General features: G+C 63.5%; 18 protein-coding genes and 1 tRNA gene. 16 read left to right on the top strand and 3 right to left on the bottom strand.

Translation table 11 applies throughout. The features are described from left to right. Positions 1-3: 3 nt before the first annotated feature. The 3 genes from hpaH to JQ603_RS17585 are packed head-to-tail and all read left to right on the top strand — an operon-like array spanning position 4 to position 2,117. Positions 4-807 carry a 2-oxo-hept-4-ene-1,7-dioate hydratase gene (hpaH, locus tag JQ603_RS17595; RefSeq protein WP_212341248.1) on the top strand — a complete coding sequence of 268 codons (804 nt, stop codon included), beginning with the start codon at positions 4-6 and terminating at the stop codon, positions 805-807. Positions 808-832: 25 nt separating this feature from the next. After that, a complete protein-coding gene (locus JQ603_RS17590; RefSeq protein ID WP_212341246.1) occupies positions 833-1,228 on the top strand; it encodes a RidA family protein in 396 nt (131 codons plus the stop codon). A 13-nt stretch (positions 1,229-1,241) separates the two neighbouring features. Next, positions 1,242-2,117, top strand: coding sequence for an amidohydrolase family protein (locus tag JQ603_RS17585; protein ID WP_212341245.1), 876 nt, complete (start codon positions 1,242-1,244; stop codon positions 2,115-2,117). 115 nt (positions 2,118-2,232) lie between these two features. On the opposite strand, the gene JQ603_RS17580 is transcribed toward JQ603_RS17585, so the two are convergent. Beyond that, positions 2,233-3,240 carry an LLM class flavin-dependent oxidoreductase gene (locus JQ603_RS17580; RefSeq protein WP_212341244.1) on the bottom strand — a complete coding sequence of 336 codons (1,008 nt, stop codon included), beginning with the start codon at positions 3,238-3,240 and terminating at the stop codon, positions 2,233-2,235. Between the two features lie 262 nt (positions 3,241-3,502). On the opposite strand from JQ603_RS17580, the gene JQ603_RS17575 reads away from it, so the two are divergent. The 8 genes from JQ603_RS17575 (at position 3,503) to JQ603_RS17540 (ending at position 9,020) form a co-directional block, all read left to right on the top strand. After that, positions 3,503-3,679 carry a hypothetical protein gene (locus tag JQ603_RS17575; RefSeq protein ID WP_192859540.1) on the top strand — a complete coding sequence of 59 codons (177 nt, stop codon included), beginning with the start codon at positions 3,503-3,505 and terminating at the stop codon, positions 3,677-3,679. A 233-nt stretch (positions 3,680-3,912) separates the two neighbouring features. Then, positions 3,913-4,416: a Twin-arginine translocation pathway signal gene (locus JQ603_RS17570; protein ID WP_212341243.1), complete on the top strand. Its 504-nt coding sequence runs from the start codon at positions 3,913-3,915 to the stop codon at positions 4,414-4,416. Between the two features lie 12 nt (positions 4,417-4,428). Next, the gene (locus JQ603_RS17565; protein ID WP_212341242.1) at positions 4,429-5,067 is read left to right on the top strand and encodes a ferric reductase-like transmembrane domain-containing protein; all 639 of its coding nucleotides are present in this window, start codon (positions 4,429-4,431) and stop codon (positions 5,065-5,067) included. Next, a complete protein-coding gene (locus tag JQ603_RS17560; protein ID WP_349630747.1) occupies positions 5,064-5,951 on the top strand; it encodes a class I SAM-dependent methyltransferase in 888 nt (295 codons plus the stop codon). The genes JQ603_RS17565 and JQ603_RS17560 overlap by 4 nt, the downstream gene beginning before the upstream one ends. A 141-nt stretch (positions 5,952-6,092) precedes the next feature. Next, positions 6,093-6,779, top strand: coding sequence for a glycerol-3-phosphate 1-O-acyltransferase PlsY (plsY, locus tag JQ603_RS17555; protein WP_212341241.1), 687 nt, complete (start codon positions 6,093-6,095; stop codon positions 6,777-6,779). A gap of 63 nt (positions 6,780-6,842) precedes the next feature. Next, positions 6,843-7,310, top strand: coding sequence for a Crp/Fnr family transcriptional regulator (locus JQ603_RS17550; protein WP_212341240.1), 468 nt, complete (start codon positions 6,843-6,845; stop codon positions 7,308-7,310). 5 nt (positions 7,311-7,315) lie between these two features. Beyond that, positions 7,316-7,510 carry a hypothetical protein gene (locus JQ603_RS17545; RefSeq protein WP_212341239.1) on the top strand — a complete coding sequence of 65 codons (195 nt, stop codon included), beginning with the start codon at positions 7,316-7,318 and terminating at the stop codon, positions 7,508-7,510. Positions 7,511-8,357: 847 nt separating this feature from the next. After that, positions 8,358-9,020, top strand: a complete 663-nt coding sequence (locus JQ603_RS17540; protein WP_212341237.1) for an HAD family hydrolase — start codon at positions 8,358-8,360, stop codon at positions 9,018-9,020. Positions 9,021-10,373: 1,353 nt separating this feature from the next. Here JQ603_RS17540 and JQ603_RS17535 read toward each other — a convergent pair. After that, positions 10,374-10,448, bottom strand: a tRNA-Thr gene (locus JQ603_RS17535). Positions 10,449-10,764: 316 nt separating this feature from the next. On the opposite strand from JQ603_RS17535, the gene JQ603_RS17530 reads away from it, so the two are divergent. The 5 genes from JQ603_RS17530 to JQ603_RS17510 all read left to right on the top strand — a co-directional run bounded on the left by JQ603_RS17530 (position 10,765) and on the right by JQ603_RS17510 (position 14,776). Then, the gene (locus tag JQ603_RS17530) at positions 10,765-10,953 is read left to right on the top strand and encodes a hypothetical protein (protein WP_212341235.1); all 189 of its coding nucleotides are present in this window, start codon (positions 10,765-10,767) and stop codon (positions 10,951-10,953) included. 39 nt (positions 10,954-10,992) lie between these two features. Beyond that, on the top strand, positions 10,993-12,699 hold the full coding sequence (locus tag JQ603_RS17525) for an FAD-dependent oxidoreductase (protein ID WP_212341544.1): 1,707 nt from the start codon (positions 10,993-10,995) through the stop codon (positions 12,697-12,699). Between the two features lie 126 nt (positions 12,700-12,825). Next, positions 12,826-13,134: an EthD family reductase gene (locus JQ603_RS17520; RefSeq protein ID WP_035706504.1), complete on the top strand. Its 309-nt coding sequence runs from the start codon at positions 12,826-12,828 to the stop codon at positions 13,132-13,134. 192 nt (positions 13,135-13,326) lie between these two features. Then, entirely contained in the window at positions 13,327-13,836 is a 510-nt protein-coding gene (locus JQ603_RS17515) for a hypothetical protein (protein ID WP_212341234.1), read from the top strand. Positions 13,837-13,951: 115 nt separating this feature from the next. Then, positions 13,952-14,776 (top strand): alpha/beta fold hydrolase, encoded by an 825-nt coding sequence (locus JQ603_RS17510; protein WP_212341233.1) that lies wholly within the window; start codon positions 13,952-13,954, stop codon positions 14,774-14,776. Positions 14,777-14,973: 197 nt separating this feature from the next. Here the strand turns inward: JQ603_RS17510 and JQ603_RS17505 are convergent, their stop codons facing one another. After that, entirely contained in the window at positions 14,974-15,615 is a 642-nt protein-coding gene (locus JQ603_RS17505) for a TetR/AcrR family transcriptional regulator (protein WP_212341232.1), read from the bottom strand. Positions 15,616-15,666: the final 51 nt, after the last annotated feature.

Raw genomic sequence — 15,666 nt, 5'->3', positions numbered from 1 at the left:
ATCATGCTGGATAGTGCCACGATCGAACGCCTTGCCGCGCGGCTGGACGAGGCCGAGCGCACCAAGACGTTAATCCCGATGTTCTCGAAAGAGTATCCGGACTTCAGCATCGAGGATGCCTACGCGGTCCAGCGCACCTGGACAAAGCTTCAGCTCGGCCGCGGCCGCGTCATCAAGGGGCACAAGATCGGGCTAACCTCGAAGGCGATGCAGAACGCGGTCGGCATCAACGAGCCCGATTACGGCGTGCTGTTCGCCGACATGTTCTATGCCGACGCCACGCCGATCCCGTTCGATCGCTTCCACGCGCCGCGGATCGAAGTCGAGCTCGCCTTCGTGCTGAAAGCGCCGCTGCGCGGGCCCGACTGCACCATCTTCGACGTGCTCAACGCCACCGACTACGTCATGCCCGCGCTGGAGATTCTGGAGACGCGCATGCATCGCGTCGACCCCGGGACGGGCAAGACGCGCAAGGTGATGGACACGATCTCGGACAACGCGGCCAATGCCGCGCTGGTGCTCGGCGGCCGGCCGATCCGCCCGATGGATGCGGATCTGCGCTGGATCGGCGCGCTCCTGTTCCGCAACGGCGAGGTCGAGGAGACCGGCCTTGCCGCCGGGGTGCTCAATCACCCCGCCAACGGCATCGCCTGGCTCGCCAACCGCCTCGCGCCGCATGACGAATATCTTGCCGCCGGCGAGGTGGTGCTGGCGGGATCGTTCACGCGTCCGGTCGACATCCGCCGCGGCGACACCTTCCACGCGGACTATGGCCCCTTCGGCTCGGTGTCGTGCCAGTTCGTCTAAAGCAACAACAAACAGGGAGCGCATCATGACGGGTCAATCGCGGCGCAAGAGCATCCATATCGGCGGCTTCAAGCACGTCAATCCGATTCCGAACGCCTGCCGCATCGGCAATCTCGTGATGTCCGGCGTCATCCTCGGCCGCGATCCCGCGACCAATGCGATGCCCGAAAGCCTCGACGCCCAATGCGCCAACATGTTCGCGCATATGAAGGCGACGGTGGAGGCTGCCGGCGGCACCACCGACGACATCATCAAGATGACGGTGTGGCTGAAGGACCGCTCGCAGCGCGGCCCGGTCAATGTCGAATGGCTCAAGATGTTTCCGGACGAGCATTCGCGCCCGGCCCGCCACGCGCTGCCGATGGACAACATGGATGGCGGCGCGCTGGTGCAGTGCGACTTCACCGCCGTGATCGACTGAAGGAGCTTTGCGCATGCCGACCTATCTGCCGTTCGATCCCAATCCGCGCCGCCCGGTCAAGGCGCCGCCGCCCAAGACCATCGACAGCCAGTTCCACGTGCTGGGGCCGATCGACAAATATCCGGAGCGTCCCGGCGCGGCCTATCGGATGCCGACCGCGACCTGGGAAGCGGCGCTGCGCATGCACAAGACGCTCGGCATCGAGCGCGGCATCATCGTGCAGACCACAACCTACGGCGCCGATCATGCCGTCGTGCTCGACGGTCTCGCCGCGATGGGCCCGAACTATCGCGGCTGCGCCAACGCGCTGGTGTTCGCGGAAGCGAGCGACTCCTATCTCTCCAAGCTGCATGATGCCGGCGTCCGCGGCGCGCGCTTCAGCTTCCGCCAGGAGCTGGGTGCCGTGCTGTCGGATGCCGATTTCGCCCGCGCCATCGCCCGCATCCGCGAGCTTGGCTGGTACGTGAAAATCCAGCCGGAGAAGGACGGCATCGTCTCCAGCGTCGCCAAGTACGAGAACCTCGACGTCCCCGTGCTGATCGATCACATGGCGCGTCCCGATCCGCAAGCCGGCAAGAACGATCCGAATCTGGTCAAGATGTTGGAGCTGCTGGCCAAGGGCAATTTCTGGGTCATGCTGTCGCTCGGCGAGAAGACCTCGAAGGCCGGCCCGCCCTATGACGACGTGATCCCGATCGCCCGTGCCTATATCGAAGCGGCCCCCGACCGCTGCGTCTGGGCCAGCGATTGGCCGCACCCGGTCTCCGTCAAGCAGCCGCCGAACGATGCCGACCTGCTCGAGCTGATGTACCGCTATGTCGCGGACCAGACCGAGCTGGAGAGGATTTTGGTGAGCAATCCGGCGAAGCTGTTTGGATTCGCGGACTAGCAAAATGGTCCGGCGTCATTGCGAGGAGCGAAGCGACGAAGCAATCCAGACTGCCGTCGCGGAAAGATTCTGGATTGCTTCGCATCGCTCGCAATGACGGGCGTGGTCCCCGCGCTCACCCCACCGGCCGCGTCGCCAGCCGGTCGCGCACCGCGGCCGCGATCTCGAACGAGCGCAGCCGCGCGGCGTGGTCGTAGATCTGCCCCGTCGTCATCAATTCGTCTGCGCCGGTCTCAAGGATCAGTGCCTTCAGCTTCTCTTCGACCACTTCAGGCGAGCCGACCGCGGAGCAGGACAGCGACTGGCCGACGCCCGCCTTCTCGGCCGGCGACCACAGTGCGTCCATGTCGTTCACCGGCGGCGGGAGGGGCCCTGGCGTGCCGCGGCGCAGATTGATGAACTGCTGCTGCAGCGAGGAGAACATGCGCTGCGCCTCCGCATCGCTGTCGGCGGCGAACACGTTGACGCCGACCATCGCATAGGGCTTGTCGAGCTGGGCCGAGGGTTCGAAGCGCGCGCGATATTCGCGCAGCGCCGGCATCATCATCTGCGGCGCGAAATGCGAGGCAAACGCGAAGGGCATGCCGAGCATGGCCGCAAGCTGCGCGCCAAACGTGCTCGAGCCCAGGATCCAGAGCGGCACCTTCGTCCCCATGCCGGGCACGGCGCGGATCGCCTGGTTCGGCTGCAAATCGCCGAGCAGCGCCTGCAGCTCCAGCACGTCATGCGGAAAATTCTCGGACGTGGTGGCAAGGTCGCGCCGCAGCGCCCGCGCCGTGAACTGGTCGGTGCCCGGCGCCCGCCCGAGCCCGAGATCGATCCGCCCGGGATAGAGCGACTCCAGCGTGCCGAACTGCTCGGCGATGACCAGCGGCGAATGGTTCGGCAGCATGATGCCGCCGGACCCGACGCGGATCGTCTTGGTGCCCCCTGCGACATGTCCGATTACCACCGACGTCGCCGCGCTCGCGATGCCCGTCATGTTGTGATGCTCGGCCAGCCAGAAGCGCTTGTAGCCCCATTTCTCCGCATGCTGGGCAAGATCGAGCGAATTGCGAAACGCCTGCGACGCATCGCCGCCCTGACGGATGGGAGCCAGGTCGAGCACGGAGAAGGGGATCATGCGAGAGTACCGGTGAGGGGCGCAACGCGCCGGGGCTCCATATGTAATACCGTCCGGTCTGAATGTTAGCGTTGCAGTGTCGATTGGACACGGGCGCAACGATGCCATTCGGAATTGTCGTGGGTGGCCGGCGAGCTGCCCGGACAACGTCTTTGGCTGAGCGGACTTTCAGCGCAGGCTTGACCTACGTCAACATCCGGAACCCGGCTTCATTTTCACTTGCAGCATTGGTTTGCTTCGATTTCCTTCCTGGAGAGACATGATGGCCGATCCGACCAAGCTCTCGGTTGAGAAAGCGCTCGAAAAGATCCGTCAGCGCGACGAGCCGAAATCAGAGAATTCGCGCCTCGATGAAAAGACCGACGCTCTCAATGAAGAGATAAAACGTATGAGGGCACAAAGGCTCCGCCTTGAACGACAGCAGGGCAAGCGCGGCTGAATAGCGCGTAGGATGGGTAGAGCTCTTGCGAAACCCATCATGTTTCGTCATCGAACAAGGCCTCGATGGGTTTCGCTTCGCTCAACCCATCCTACGAGGCTGTCCGAGCGGCCCGCACCTCCGTTCACAACACTGTTATTGCGACCTGTTGCGCCCTTTGTCCCAACTGGGCGTTTTGCGCCTGTTGTTGTACCCTTGGCGAAGCCATTGCACGGTCGCCAGGAGGAACTGACATGACCGTTGTCGTACTCAATCGCCGCAACCTCCTCGCCGCTGGCGGCTCCGTTCTCGCGACCGGAATGTTGGCCGCCGGCCTACCCGGGCTCCTGTTGCCCGCCCGCGCGGACGGCCTCGCGCCGACCGAGTCGATGTCGGGCGGAGCGAACAATTACCGCAAGGGCGCGGCGATCGTGGAGCGGATCGGCAAGGGCGGCTTCTGGATGAGCGGCACCGTGCGCCGTGCCGGCGACGGGGCGCCGCTGGCCGGACAGCGCATCCAGATCTGGGCGCACACGGTCGAAGGGCAGGAGCACGAGCCGCAGAGCCACGGCGCCACGCTCACCGACAAGGACGGCAAGTTCCGGCTCGAGATGCCGCAGATCGTTCCGATCTTCGGCCAGCCGCATGGTCACCTCGCCTATGACAGCGGTGAATTCAAGACCGTCTTCCTGCGCCCGGTGATGCGCAGCGCAAAGGAGACTAGCCTCGAGGCGCACTTCGTCCTGCAGCCGGCCTGATCGGACGTACGAATGACGGGGTGGAAATCGACCCGGATGATCCTGATCTGGGCCGCCCTTGCCGTTGCCATCGGCGTGCCGATCGCGCTTGCTGCGGCAAGCGAGCAGCTGGCATGGCGCGGTCCGGTCTACATCCTCGCCGGATTTGCCGGCATCATTGCGCTGGGCCTCGTGCTGGTTCAGCCGCTGCTGATCGGCGGTTACTTGCCGCCGCTGACGGCCTATCGCGGACGGCGCGCCCATCACTGGATCGGCGGCGCGCTCGCGTTGGCGATCGTGATCCATGTCGCCGGCCTCTGGATCACCAGCCCGCCCGACATGATCGACGCGCTGACCTTCTCGTCGCCGACGCCGTTCTCCCCCTTTGGCGTCATTGCCATGTGGGCCATCTTCATCGTCGCGCTTCTGGCGGCACTGCGCCGGCGATTGGGACTGCGACCGCGAACCTGGCGCTTCGTTCATATGCCGCTCGCGATCGTCATCGTCGCAGCAAGCGTGGTCCATTGCCTGCTGATCGAGGGGACGATGGAGACGATCTCGAAGGCGGCGCTGTGCGCGCTCGTCCTCGCGGCAACCGTGAAAGTCATGATTGACCTGCAGGTGTGGCGGAAACGACGGGCGCTGCGCGGCGAGAGCATTGCGCGGCAGTGAGCCGCGCCGACCGGGTCACGTCCGAGACTTTCCCACTTCCCTCCTTTGTGCGCAGAATGGCGCGCGAAGGAGCGTCATCGGGCCGGGAGGATCTCGGAATGGCAGAGCAAACAATTCACTTCGACGACGGTGCCGCCTACGAGCAGATGATGGGAATCTGGAGCCGGTTCGCCGGCGAGATATTCCTTGATTGGCTGGCACCTCCTGCCGGCTTGCGGTGGATCGACATCGGCTGCGGCAACGGGGCCTTCACTGAACTCCTGGTCGAGCGCTGCAGCCCCCTCGAGGTCCAGGGCATTGATCCCTCGGCCGAGCAGCTCGCTTTTGCGCGCACGCGACCTGCAGCGCGCGTGGCAAAGTTTCGTCAGGGTGATGCCATGGCACTGCCTTTCGCCGACGGCAGCTTCGATGCGGCCGTGATGGCGTTGGTTCTCGTGTTCGTTCCGGATCCCGCCAAGGGCGTCAGCGAAATGGTGCGGGTCGTTGTCCCCGGCGGTGCGGTCGTGACGTATATGTGGGACATGTTCGGCGGCTTTCCGCTCGATCCAATCTACGACGAGATGAAGGCAATGGGCCTTGCGGCAACCCGCCCGCCACGGCTGGACGCATCTCGCATGGAAGCGTTGCGCGAGCTGTGGGCCGGAGCAGGCCTCGAGGACGTGCAAACGCGCGAGATTACGGTGCAACGGACTTATTCAAGTTTCGACGAGTTCTGGGCCATCAATCTGAAGTCTCCTTCGCTTCGGCCTGCCATTGCAGCGATGAAACCCGCAGACGTCGAGACGCTCATCGCGCGGGCGCGTGCGCGCCTGCCGGCGGATGCCGATGGTCGCATCACCTGCAGTGCGCGCGCGCATGCGATCAGGGGACGCCGGCCCAAATAGCTTGCAGCACGGAGGATGGGCCGGGCACTTGCGAAACCCATCATCCTCGCCACCGCGCGAGTCTGACGGGTTTCGCTTCGCTCGACCCATCCCACGCGCTAAGGTGTTGCCCTCGACATTCTTCGAAGGCAACTCATCCCCATGGCTTTCTGGACAGCAGGCTCGTTCGCATTGGTGATCGCCTATCTCCTGGGTTCGATCCCCACGGGCTATCTGGCGGGGAAACTCCTTCGAGGCATCGATATTCGTCAGCATGGCTCCAGATCCACCGGCGCCACGAATGTCTTGCGGACCCTTGGAACATGGCCCGCACTGGTGGTGCTGGTCGCCGACGTGCTGAAGGGCGTGGCGGCGATCATCGTTGCCCGCGCGTTCTGTCCCTGGCTCTATGCCGCACTGTCCCCGATGCCGCCGACGGCGTCCGACCTGCAAACCTGGGTGCCATGGACCGTTTGCCTGGCCGGAATTGCCGTGCTGCTCGGGCATAGCCGCTCGATCTGGTTGAGCTTCACAGGCGGCAAGTCCGCGGCGACCGGGCTCGGCGTGTTGCTGGCGATGTCGTGGCCCGTGGGATTGGGAACTGCCGCGGTCTTCGGCCTCGTGCTGGCGATTGCCAGGATCGTCTCCCTGAGCTCGATGCTCGCTTCATTGACCGCAATCGTTCTGGTCTGCGCCTTCGCGCAACCGCTGCCCTATCGGTTGCTGGTGATCGGGGGCGGCATCTACGTGATCTTTCGCCATCGCGCCAACATTCAGCGGCTGCTGACGGGAACGGAGCCGCGCCTCGGTCGAAGCGGGCCGGATACGAAAGCAGGAGCGCAAGTGTAGCCGCCGTCGGCGCCGATACGTGCTCTGCTTGCCGCAAGTAGCGGTGGGGCGTATCCTTGCGCGATGACCGTCACGGCCCCCGATTTGAAAGCGTTCCTGCTGGCGACGCCGTTCTTCGGCGGTCTCCCGGATCCAAGCCTCGACCTCCTGATCTCGATGCTGGTCGAGTGCCGCTTCGATGCCGGAGCAACCGTCGTGGCCGAAGGCGAGCCGGGACGTTCGATGTTCATCGTCAAGTCCGGCCGGCTGGCGGTGAGCAAGCGGACGAATGCGGGGAGCATCGTCCCGATTTCCCGTCTGGAGCCTGGTGACTTCTTCGGCGAGATGACGCTGATCGAAATGCAAAATCGCTCGGCCACAGTGGTCACGGAAAGCCCGACCGTGCTGTACGAGCTGACGGCCCGAAAGCTCTACGCCTGCTACAAGTCCGATATCCACGCCTACGTGATCGTCCTGCAGAACATCAATCGCGAGCTCTGCCGACGGCTGCGCCGATCGGACGATCGGTTTGCGGGACATCAGGATTCGTAGCCCGGATGGAGCGACTGGTCCGCTATTCGGTCGCAGCGATAGTCGCCTTTGCGCTGGCCGCGACGGGAGCATATGGCATCATTCGTTTCTTCATTCGCGGCTTTGAAGCCTTGGCGTTGCTGCTCCCGCTTACAATCGTGCTGTTCGTTCCGCTGTTTGTGATGTTGGTCTTGCTTGCGCGTGGCCGTGGCTTACCTTAGCGGATGATCAAGGTTCGTAGCGCGTATGGGTAGAGCACTTGCGAAACCCATCGTGTTTCGTCACCCATCAAGGCTCTGATGGGTTTCGCTTCGCTCTACCCATCCTGCACGCTGGCCTTTGGCGCACTCTTTACAAAAGGTCTGCGAGTCCGCTGAAGCTGGGCGTGATCTCTCGTAATCCTGCCGCGTATGCTCAGGTCTTGGCCAGAGAGATCCGGACGTTCAGGGTAACGCTGGTACGGCTACAGCAATGCCATCGAGTGCAGCGAGTTTCTGTGAAAGCCGAAGGCAACCAAGCCGGACAGAAGCAGCACAGTCCCAGTCACGATCAGGCAAAACGCAAACACTATCGGAGCCTCTGGTTCGTCATGAATGAGAAGACGATAATAGATAAAATTTTACCGACAATCGAAAGGAAGAATTAACCTTACCTGCGTGGTCCAGCAGGCAGAAACCTCGGCAATCAGGTCTTCGCGCTTGTGTTCTTCATGCATGCCAATTTGCCCGTCGGGCAAAACGCCCCGCCGCCCCAAAATCCGTCAACCCCCTCCCGCGAAAACATTCGACGTTACCGAAATTCGGATTTACGACACTGTCCCGCCATCCCGGTCACCGGAGGGGCGATCGTCCGTCGTAACGAACGTGGATCGGGGTGCGCTGGACGCCGCTATTGCAACCTGCTGCGCCATTCGTCTCGACTGGAAAGAAGGAAGCTGCGCGGCGAGAGCTCGTAGCCCGGATGGAGCGAAGCGCAATCCGGGACAATTAGGCGGCCCGGTATGGTGCCCGTCCACGGTCCCGGATATAGCGAAGCTCCGAACAACTGCGCGGCTGGAGCATCGCAAGGATGACGTCTGCAAATCCCGAGCTCGTTATCTTCGATTCGGACGGCGTTCTGGTCGACAGTGAGATCATCCAGCTGACCGTGTTCGCGCGAACCGCAGCCGAGGAAGGCGTGACGATCAGCGTGGAAGACGCCGTACGTTCCTTTCGAGGGGTCAAGATGGCGGATTGCGTGCGCGAAATCGAGCGCCGGTTAGGCCGCAGCGTTCGCGATACTTTCGTCGCAGACATCCGACGCGCAACCGCGCTGGCCTTCGATGCAGAACTGAAGCCGGTCGAAGGAATCCATGCGGCACTTGCCGAAATTACCGTCCCGGTTTGCGTAGCGTCTAACGGGCCCATGTCGAAGCTCACGCACGCACTCGGACTGACGAAACTGCTGGCGCGCTTCGAAGGACGCATCTTCAGTGCGTACGAGGTCGGTTCGTGGAAGCCTGAGCCCGGTCTATTTCTGCATGCTGCGCAAACGTTGGGCGTGCCCCCCTCGCGTTGCGTCGTTGTTGAGGATTCGTTGTCCGGAACTCGCGCGGCAAAGGCCGCGGGAATGAAAGTCTTGGGTTTTACCGGAGGTGATCCGGAAGTTGAGCCGGAGCTGGCAGCCATCTGCGACCGCGTCTTTCATCGAATGAGCGATCTTCCGGCCTTGTTGGCGTCCCGCACGGAATGATTGCGTCACTCGCAAAAGCGCAACGTCTATTGTGCCCGCGTAGGATGGGTGGAGCACTTGCGAAACCCATCAGTTCGCCATCGAGCAAAGTCTTGATGGGTTTCGCTTCGCTTTGCCCAGCTTGCGGGCTAGGCCACTGCATCCATCGCGTCTAGTTGCAAGACGTCACCGGGTGATGTTGGCCATTGAAGGGGCCGACGAACACCTTCTGTCCCTTCTTGCATTGCACGCGGCATTCGTCGGCTGCCGCGGTACACTTCTTTAAGTTCTTGTCACCGTCTGCGGCCGGACCGCTGGAAATGCAGGTGTTCCTCCATTGGCTGCAACTATCTGCAGAGGCTGGTGCTGCCACCAGAAGCGTAGCGAGAATGGTGCCGGCCCAAATTGCAAAACAAAGTCTCATTTTTCCTCCCAGCTTATCGGTCGGGAATTGTCGGCAGCGGACGCTGCCCGGTCAATCCGTCGTGGTCTGTTAACACCCCGGTGTTGTGGAAAACGGCGCGAGGTGACTACTCGCTGCCACGCCCGTTCGATCCGTCGGGGTACGACACCCATCCCCCGCCAAGCCCCCTAGGATGGGTTTCGCTTCGCTCTACAAAGGCCGGTACGGCTAGAGCAACGCCATTGAGTATTGAGTGCAGCGAGTTTCTATGAAGGCCGAAGGCAACCAAGCCGGACAGCACAGTCCCAGTCCCGATCAGGCAAAACGCAAACTCTATCGGAGCCTCAAATTTGCCCGTCGGGCAAAACACCCGCCTCCCGCGCAAAACCGTCAATCCCCCGCCGCAAAAATATTCCACTTTACCGAAATTCGGATTTGCGGCACTATCCCGCCATCTCGGTCCCCGGAGAGGGGCGATCGTACGTCGTAACGAACGTGGATCGGGGTGCGGTGGACGCGGCTGCGTCGGGCACGTGAAGGCGGGACCAGGGCGAGATGAACCTCGTGAGGTCTTGCTCGGTGCGGACGGACGGCGCAGCTGCGTACGGCAAAACCGTGTGGTCCTGACCGTCGTTGCTACGGTCAAGCCTTGCGGAGGTGGATCGGGGCTCAACCGGGCCTGGAGACATCGCCAATTCGCGAGGTGACGGAGGCCAGAAGGAACTCGGCTCCGGGGAGAGCAGGCATAAGCCGTCAAACCATCGCGCCGGGAAGGCCGGGTGTTTTCCGGCCCACCTGTCGTCCCGCCTGCGCATTTGCGTGTGCAAATCTTCGCGCAAGCGGATCATGGGTGCCAGCCGGCACCCGGTCTTCCCTGCGCCCTCTTCCCAGAGGAGGGTCAAGGAAACGAGCAAAGCTCGGGCGTCAGGTGCCGCGAGAACGCTGATTCATGTCTGATTGAAGGAAGAGAATGGTGCTGCCAGACAGGATTGAACTGTCGACCTCTCCATTACCAATGGAGTGCTCTACCACTGAGCTACGGCAGCATGTGCTGGGATCAGAATCGGCCGCCACGGGGGCCTACCAAGCGGGCCGATATCTGCCACAAGCCCCCCTCCTGTGCAAGCTTGCAAGCCACGCCAAAACGAGAAAATCGGGCCGATATCGGGGTCAAAATGCCCGTTTTCGCTCGAAACCATCGACTTTCCGCCGATTCGGCCTCCGATATCCCCGCCCAACTGGCCAGTTGGCCCAGGGCCCGGATTCGATCCATTTCGAGTTTCGCACGATCGGATCGGGCTCGCCTCTTGAGCTGCCATGTTCGTTGGGCATGTTATGGCCGATCGCTGCGATGGACCTTTGATGACCGACCCAAACGACAAGAACTCGAGACCGGACCGGGCGTCCCGGGACGACCGCCTGAAATCGGCGCTGCGCGAAAACCTGAAGCGGCGGAAGGTGCAGGCGCGCGAGCGCGCGGCAATCACCGAGCCCTCGCAGAACGACGATGGCTCCCTAAATGAGGGGACCGCCGGCAAGACCGGCGAGTGAAGACCGGCAGCTAGATTTTTGGAATGAGCGGGAATGACGATGGCGCAGGACGAGGTGCAACGAACCGACCGGGAGGCGCAGATGGCGCAGTTCACGCGTCCCGAGCAGACCTTTCCGACGCTGACACAAGTCGAGATCGAGCGCCTGCGCCATTTCGGCGAGCTCCGGCACTATGAGGACGGCGAGCTCCTGTTCGAGACCGGCAAGCCCGGGCCAGGCATGTTCGTGGTGCTGGCGGGCCACGTCGCCATCACCCAGCGCGACGGTCTCGGCCACGTCACCCCGGTGATCGATCAGGGGCCGGGGCAGTTTCTGGCCGAGCTCGGCCAGCTCTCGGGCAGGCCGGCGCTGGTCGACGGCCGCGCCGAGGGCGATGTCGAGGTGCTCCTGGTCCCGCCGGACCGGCTGCGCGCGCTGCTGGTGGCCGAAGCCGAGCTTGGCGAGCGCATCATGCGCGCGCTGATCCTGCGCCGGGTCAATCTGATCCAGGGCGGCATCGGCGGCCCCGTGCTCATCGGACCCTCGAACTCCGCCGGCGTGGTGCGCCTGCAGGGCTTTCTCACCCGCAACGGCCAGCCGCATCATCTGCTCGATCCCGACAGCGAGCACGACGCCGCCGAGCTGATCGCGCGCTATTCGCCGAAGCCGGAGGATTGGCCGCTCGTCGTCACCGCCGGCGGCACGGTGCTGCGCAATCCCAGCGAGACCGAGCTCGGCCGCGCCATCGGCATGATCGGCGGCGCCAAGGACAACCGCATCTACGACGTCGCGATCGTCGGCTGCGGACCGGCAGGGCTGGCAACCGCGGTCTACGCGGCCTCCGAGGGCCTTTCGGTCGCGGTCGTCGACACCCGCGCCTTCGGCGGCCAGGCCGGCGCCAGTGCGCGCATCGAGAATTATCTGGGCTTCCCGACCGGCATCTCCGGTCAGGCGCTGGCGGGCCGCGCCTTCACCCAGGCGCAGAAGTTCGGCGCCGACATCATGATTCCGATGTCGGTGAGCTCGCTGGATTGCTCGCGCGCCAACGGCACCTTCGCACTGGCGCTGGATTGCGGCGATACCTTGCGCTCGCGCGCGGTGGTGGTGGCCAGCGGCGCGCGCTATCGCCGCCCCGAGATCGCGAATCTCGACAAGTTCGAGGGCCGCGGCGTCTGGTATTGGGCATCGCCCGTGGAGGCGCGGCTCTGCGCCGGCGAGGAGGTGGCCCTCGTCGGTGCCGGCAATTCGGCAGGCCAGGCCGCGGTGTTCCTGTCGGGTCACGCCAAGCGCGTGCTGATGATCATCCGCGGCGGCGGCCTCGGCGCCAGCATGTCGCGCTATCTCATCGAGCGCATCGAAGCGACGCCGAACATCGAACTGATGTTCAACACCGAGATCACCGCGCTCGAAGGCGACGAGGCCTCGCTGCTGCGGCGCGTCCGCTGGAAGAGCCGCCTGTCGGCGGATGAGGATGAAGCCGACATCCGCAATCTCTTTTTGTTCGTCGGCGCCGATCCCGCCACGAGCTGGCTCGCCGGCTGCGGCGTCACGCTCGATCGCGGCGGCTTCGTCGTAACAGGCGCGCAGTCCGAGCTGAACCAGGGCAAGCTGGTGGCGCCGCTCGAAACGTCCGTGCCCGGCGTCTACGCCGTCGGCGACGTCCGCTCCGGCTCCGTCAAGCGCGTCGGCGGAGCCATCGGCGAGGGCGCCCAGGTCGTCGCTTCCCTGCACGGCTATCTCGGCGACGCCGCAAAACCGGCGCTTTAGTCAAGGAGAAGGCAAGGGAATGGCAAGCCGAATCCGGCTTGCCATCTTGCCGACAACTACAGACTATCCCCTCGTCGCGAGGCCCAATCGCGCGTGGAAAAACAAGGATTCCCAAGGGAGGACTCAATGGCTGAAATCGTCGTGCTGTACAAAACACCCAAGGATGCTGCGGCCTTCGACAAGTACTATGCCGAGACGCACATTCCGCTCGCAAAAAAACTTCCCGGCCTGAAGAAATACGCCGTCAGCAAGGGACCGGTCGCATCTCCCGCAGGTCCTTCCGGAATCCATCTCGTCGCCATTCTCACCTTCGACAGCGTGGCCGACATCCAGGCGGCATTCGCCAGTCCGGAAGGGAAGGCGACCGGCGCCGACGTGCCGAAATTCGCCAGCGGCGGCGCCGATCTCCTGATCTTCGACACCAAGGACGTGTGAGGGATCGATTCAACTTTCGTCGAAAGCCTGCTGTCGTTTGTGACAGCGCCGCCAAAAATTCAGCCATGCGTTTGTCGATTCGCACGATGACGCATGGCTGCGTTCACGCATGTGACGACAACGCATGTGGCAATCCCATGAGGACCGTAATACTACTCTGGTTGTCTCGATGCAGAGAGTAGGAGAGATGTCATGGTTCTCGGGTTGAGCCTGTCCGCCATTACGCTGATCCATGTCATCATCAGCCTGATCGCCATCGCTGCCGGCTTCGTCGTGATGTTCGGGCTGCTCGGCTCGAAGCCGATGCCGGGCCTCACCGCGATCTTTCTGCTGTTCACCATTCTCACCAGCGCCACCGGCTTCCTGTTTCCGTTCAAGGAGCTGCTGCCCTCGCACATCATCGGCATCATCTCGCTGGTGCTGCTCGCGATCGCCTGCTTCGCGCTCTACGGCATGAAGCTCGCAGGCGTCTGGCGTCCGGTCTACATCGTGACCGCGATGATCTCGCTCTATTTCAACGTCTTCGTGCTGGTGATCCAGTCGTTCCTGAAGGTGCCGGCGCTCGCCGCGCTCGCTCCCGCCGTGCCGCCGGCGCCGCCGTCCGGCCCCGTGTTCGCCGTGGTGCAGGGCATCGTGCTGGTGTTTTTCGTCGTGCTCACGATCGGTGCCTGGCGGCGCTACAAGCCGATGACGTTTGCTTGAACGCACGGTCCCGGTCGGTGCGCGGCATCGACCTCGTGATATCGCACAACCATCTCCGGTTTGCCGGCTCGCATTTTTGCGAGCCCCGGATTGATTCTCACTGAAGGAGCCATTCATGCCCACCATCACCACCAAGGACGGCGTCGAGATCTTTTACAAGGACTGGGGCGCGGGGCAGCCGATCGTGTTCAGCCACGGTTGGCCGCTGTCGTCCGACGACTGGGACGCGCAGATGATGTACTTCGTCACGCGCGGCTATCGCGTCATCGCCCATGACCGCCGCGGTCACGGCCGCTCGGCGCAGGTCGCCGACGGTCACGACATGGATCATTATGCCGACGATCTCGCTGCGCTCACCGCGCATCTCGACCTCAAGAACGCCATCCATGTCGGCCACTCCACCGGCGGCGGCGAGGTCGTGCACTACATCGCCCGTCACGGCGAGAGCCGCGTCGCGAAGGCTGCGATCCTGTCGGCGGTGCCGCCGCTGATGGTGCAGACCGCGGCCAATCCCGGCGGCCTGCCCAGAAGCGTGTTCGACGATTTCCAGGCCCAGCTCGCCGCAGGCCGCTCGGCATTTTATCGCGACATCGCGGCGGGTCCGTTCTACGGGTACAACCGTCCCGGCGCGAAGCCGTTGGAAGCGGTGATCGAGAACTGGTGGCGCCAGGGCATGATGGGCGGCGCGAAAGCGCATTACGACGGCATCGTCGCGTTCTCGCAGACCGATTTCACCGAGGACCTGACGAAGATCAACGTCCCGGTGCTGGTGATGCACGGCGACGACGACCAGATCGTTCCTTACGCCGATTCTGCCCCACTCTCGGCCAAGCTGCTCAAGAAGGGCATCCTGAAAACCTACAAGGGTTTTCCACACGGCATGCCGACCACCCACGCCGAAACGATCAACGCCGACCTGCTGGCGTTTTTCAAGGAGTGAAGCGGCGAGACAGGTGAGCGGCTCTCTCCGCGAGCCCGGAATCGTAGGGTGGGCAAAGGCGCACTTGCGCCGTGCTCACCATCGATCCAGCCCTGCAACAGAGGCGGTGGGCACGCTTCGCTTTGCCCACCCTACGACACTCGCGATTGAATTCGCGGATCGCCCCCCCTCTCACAAGGGGAGAAGGAAGAGAACACTCACTTCAATATCGCCCGGATCGCATCGAACGTGCGCTTCACGAAAGCTTCCGGCTTTTCGCGCACACCCTCGCCGATCCAGCTCTCGCCGCCGACGCGCATCGCGCCGGTGGCGATCATGGCGACGAGGCGCGCCTTCAACTGGTCCGATTTGTTTCTCGCGCGCCGTGCCAGCCCCTCGGCGAGCGCGCGCTCGAGTTTCTCGTATTTGAGCTGGTCGCGCGCCTGTAGCGCAGGATTATCGCGCTTGAGCCGCGACATGGCCGCCGCTTCCGCGGGATCGATCCGCTTGACCGCCGCTGCGATCGCGTTCTCCGCCGCCGTCAGCATCGATTCGTCCGCAGGCCGTGCCAGGATCTCGGTGACCAGCGCGGCCGCGGCATCCTCCTGCCAGGCGGCGACGACGTCCTCTTTCGAGGCGAAGTAGTGGAAGAAGCTGCGGCGCGAGACATCGGCCGCCGCCGCGATGTCGTCGATGGTCGTGGCCTCGAAGCCGCGCTCCAGGAACAGCGCCATCGCCGCGCGGGTCAGCCGCTCGCGAGTCTCTTGCTGCTTGCGCTGGCGCAGGCCGGCGGCCGGCGGCGATTTTGCGGCCGCTGACAATGGCTTGGCGCCTTTCCTGGCAGACTTCGAAACCTTCAAATTATTTCACCTCTTGCAAAATTGCACTTAGTGCACATTTAGACCGGTCGC

This window comes from Bradyrhizobium liaoningense, from assembly GCF_018130825.1.
Classification (GTDB): domain Bacteria; phylum Pseudomonadota; class Alphaproteobacteria; order Rhizobiales; family Xanthobacteraceae; genus Bradyrhizobium; species Bradyrhizobium liaoningense_B.
Note: the sequence above shows the minus strand (reverse complement) of the source record. Positions and strands in the feature narration are given on the sequence as shown.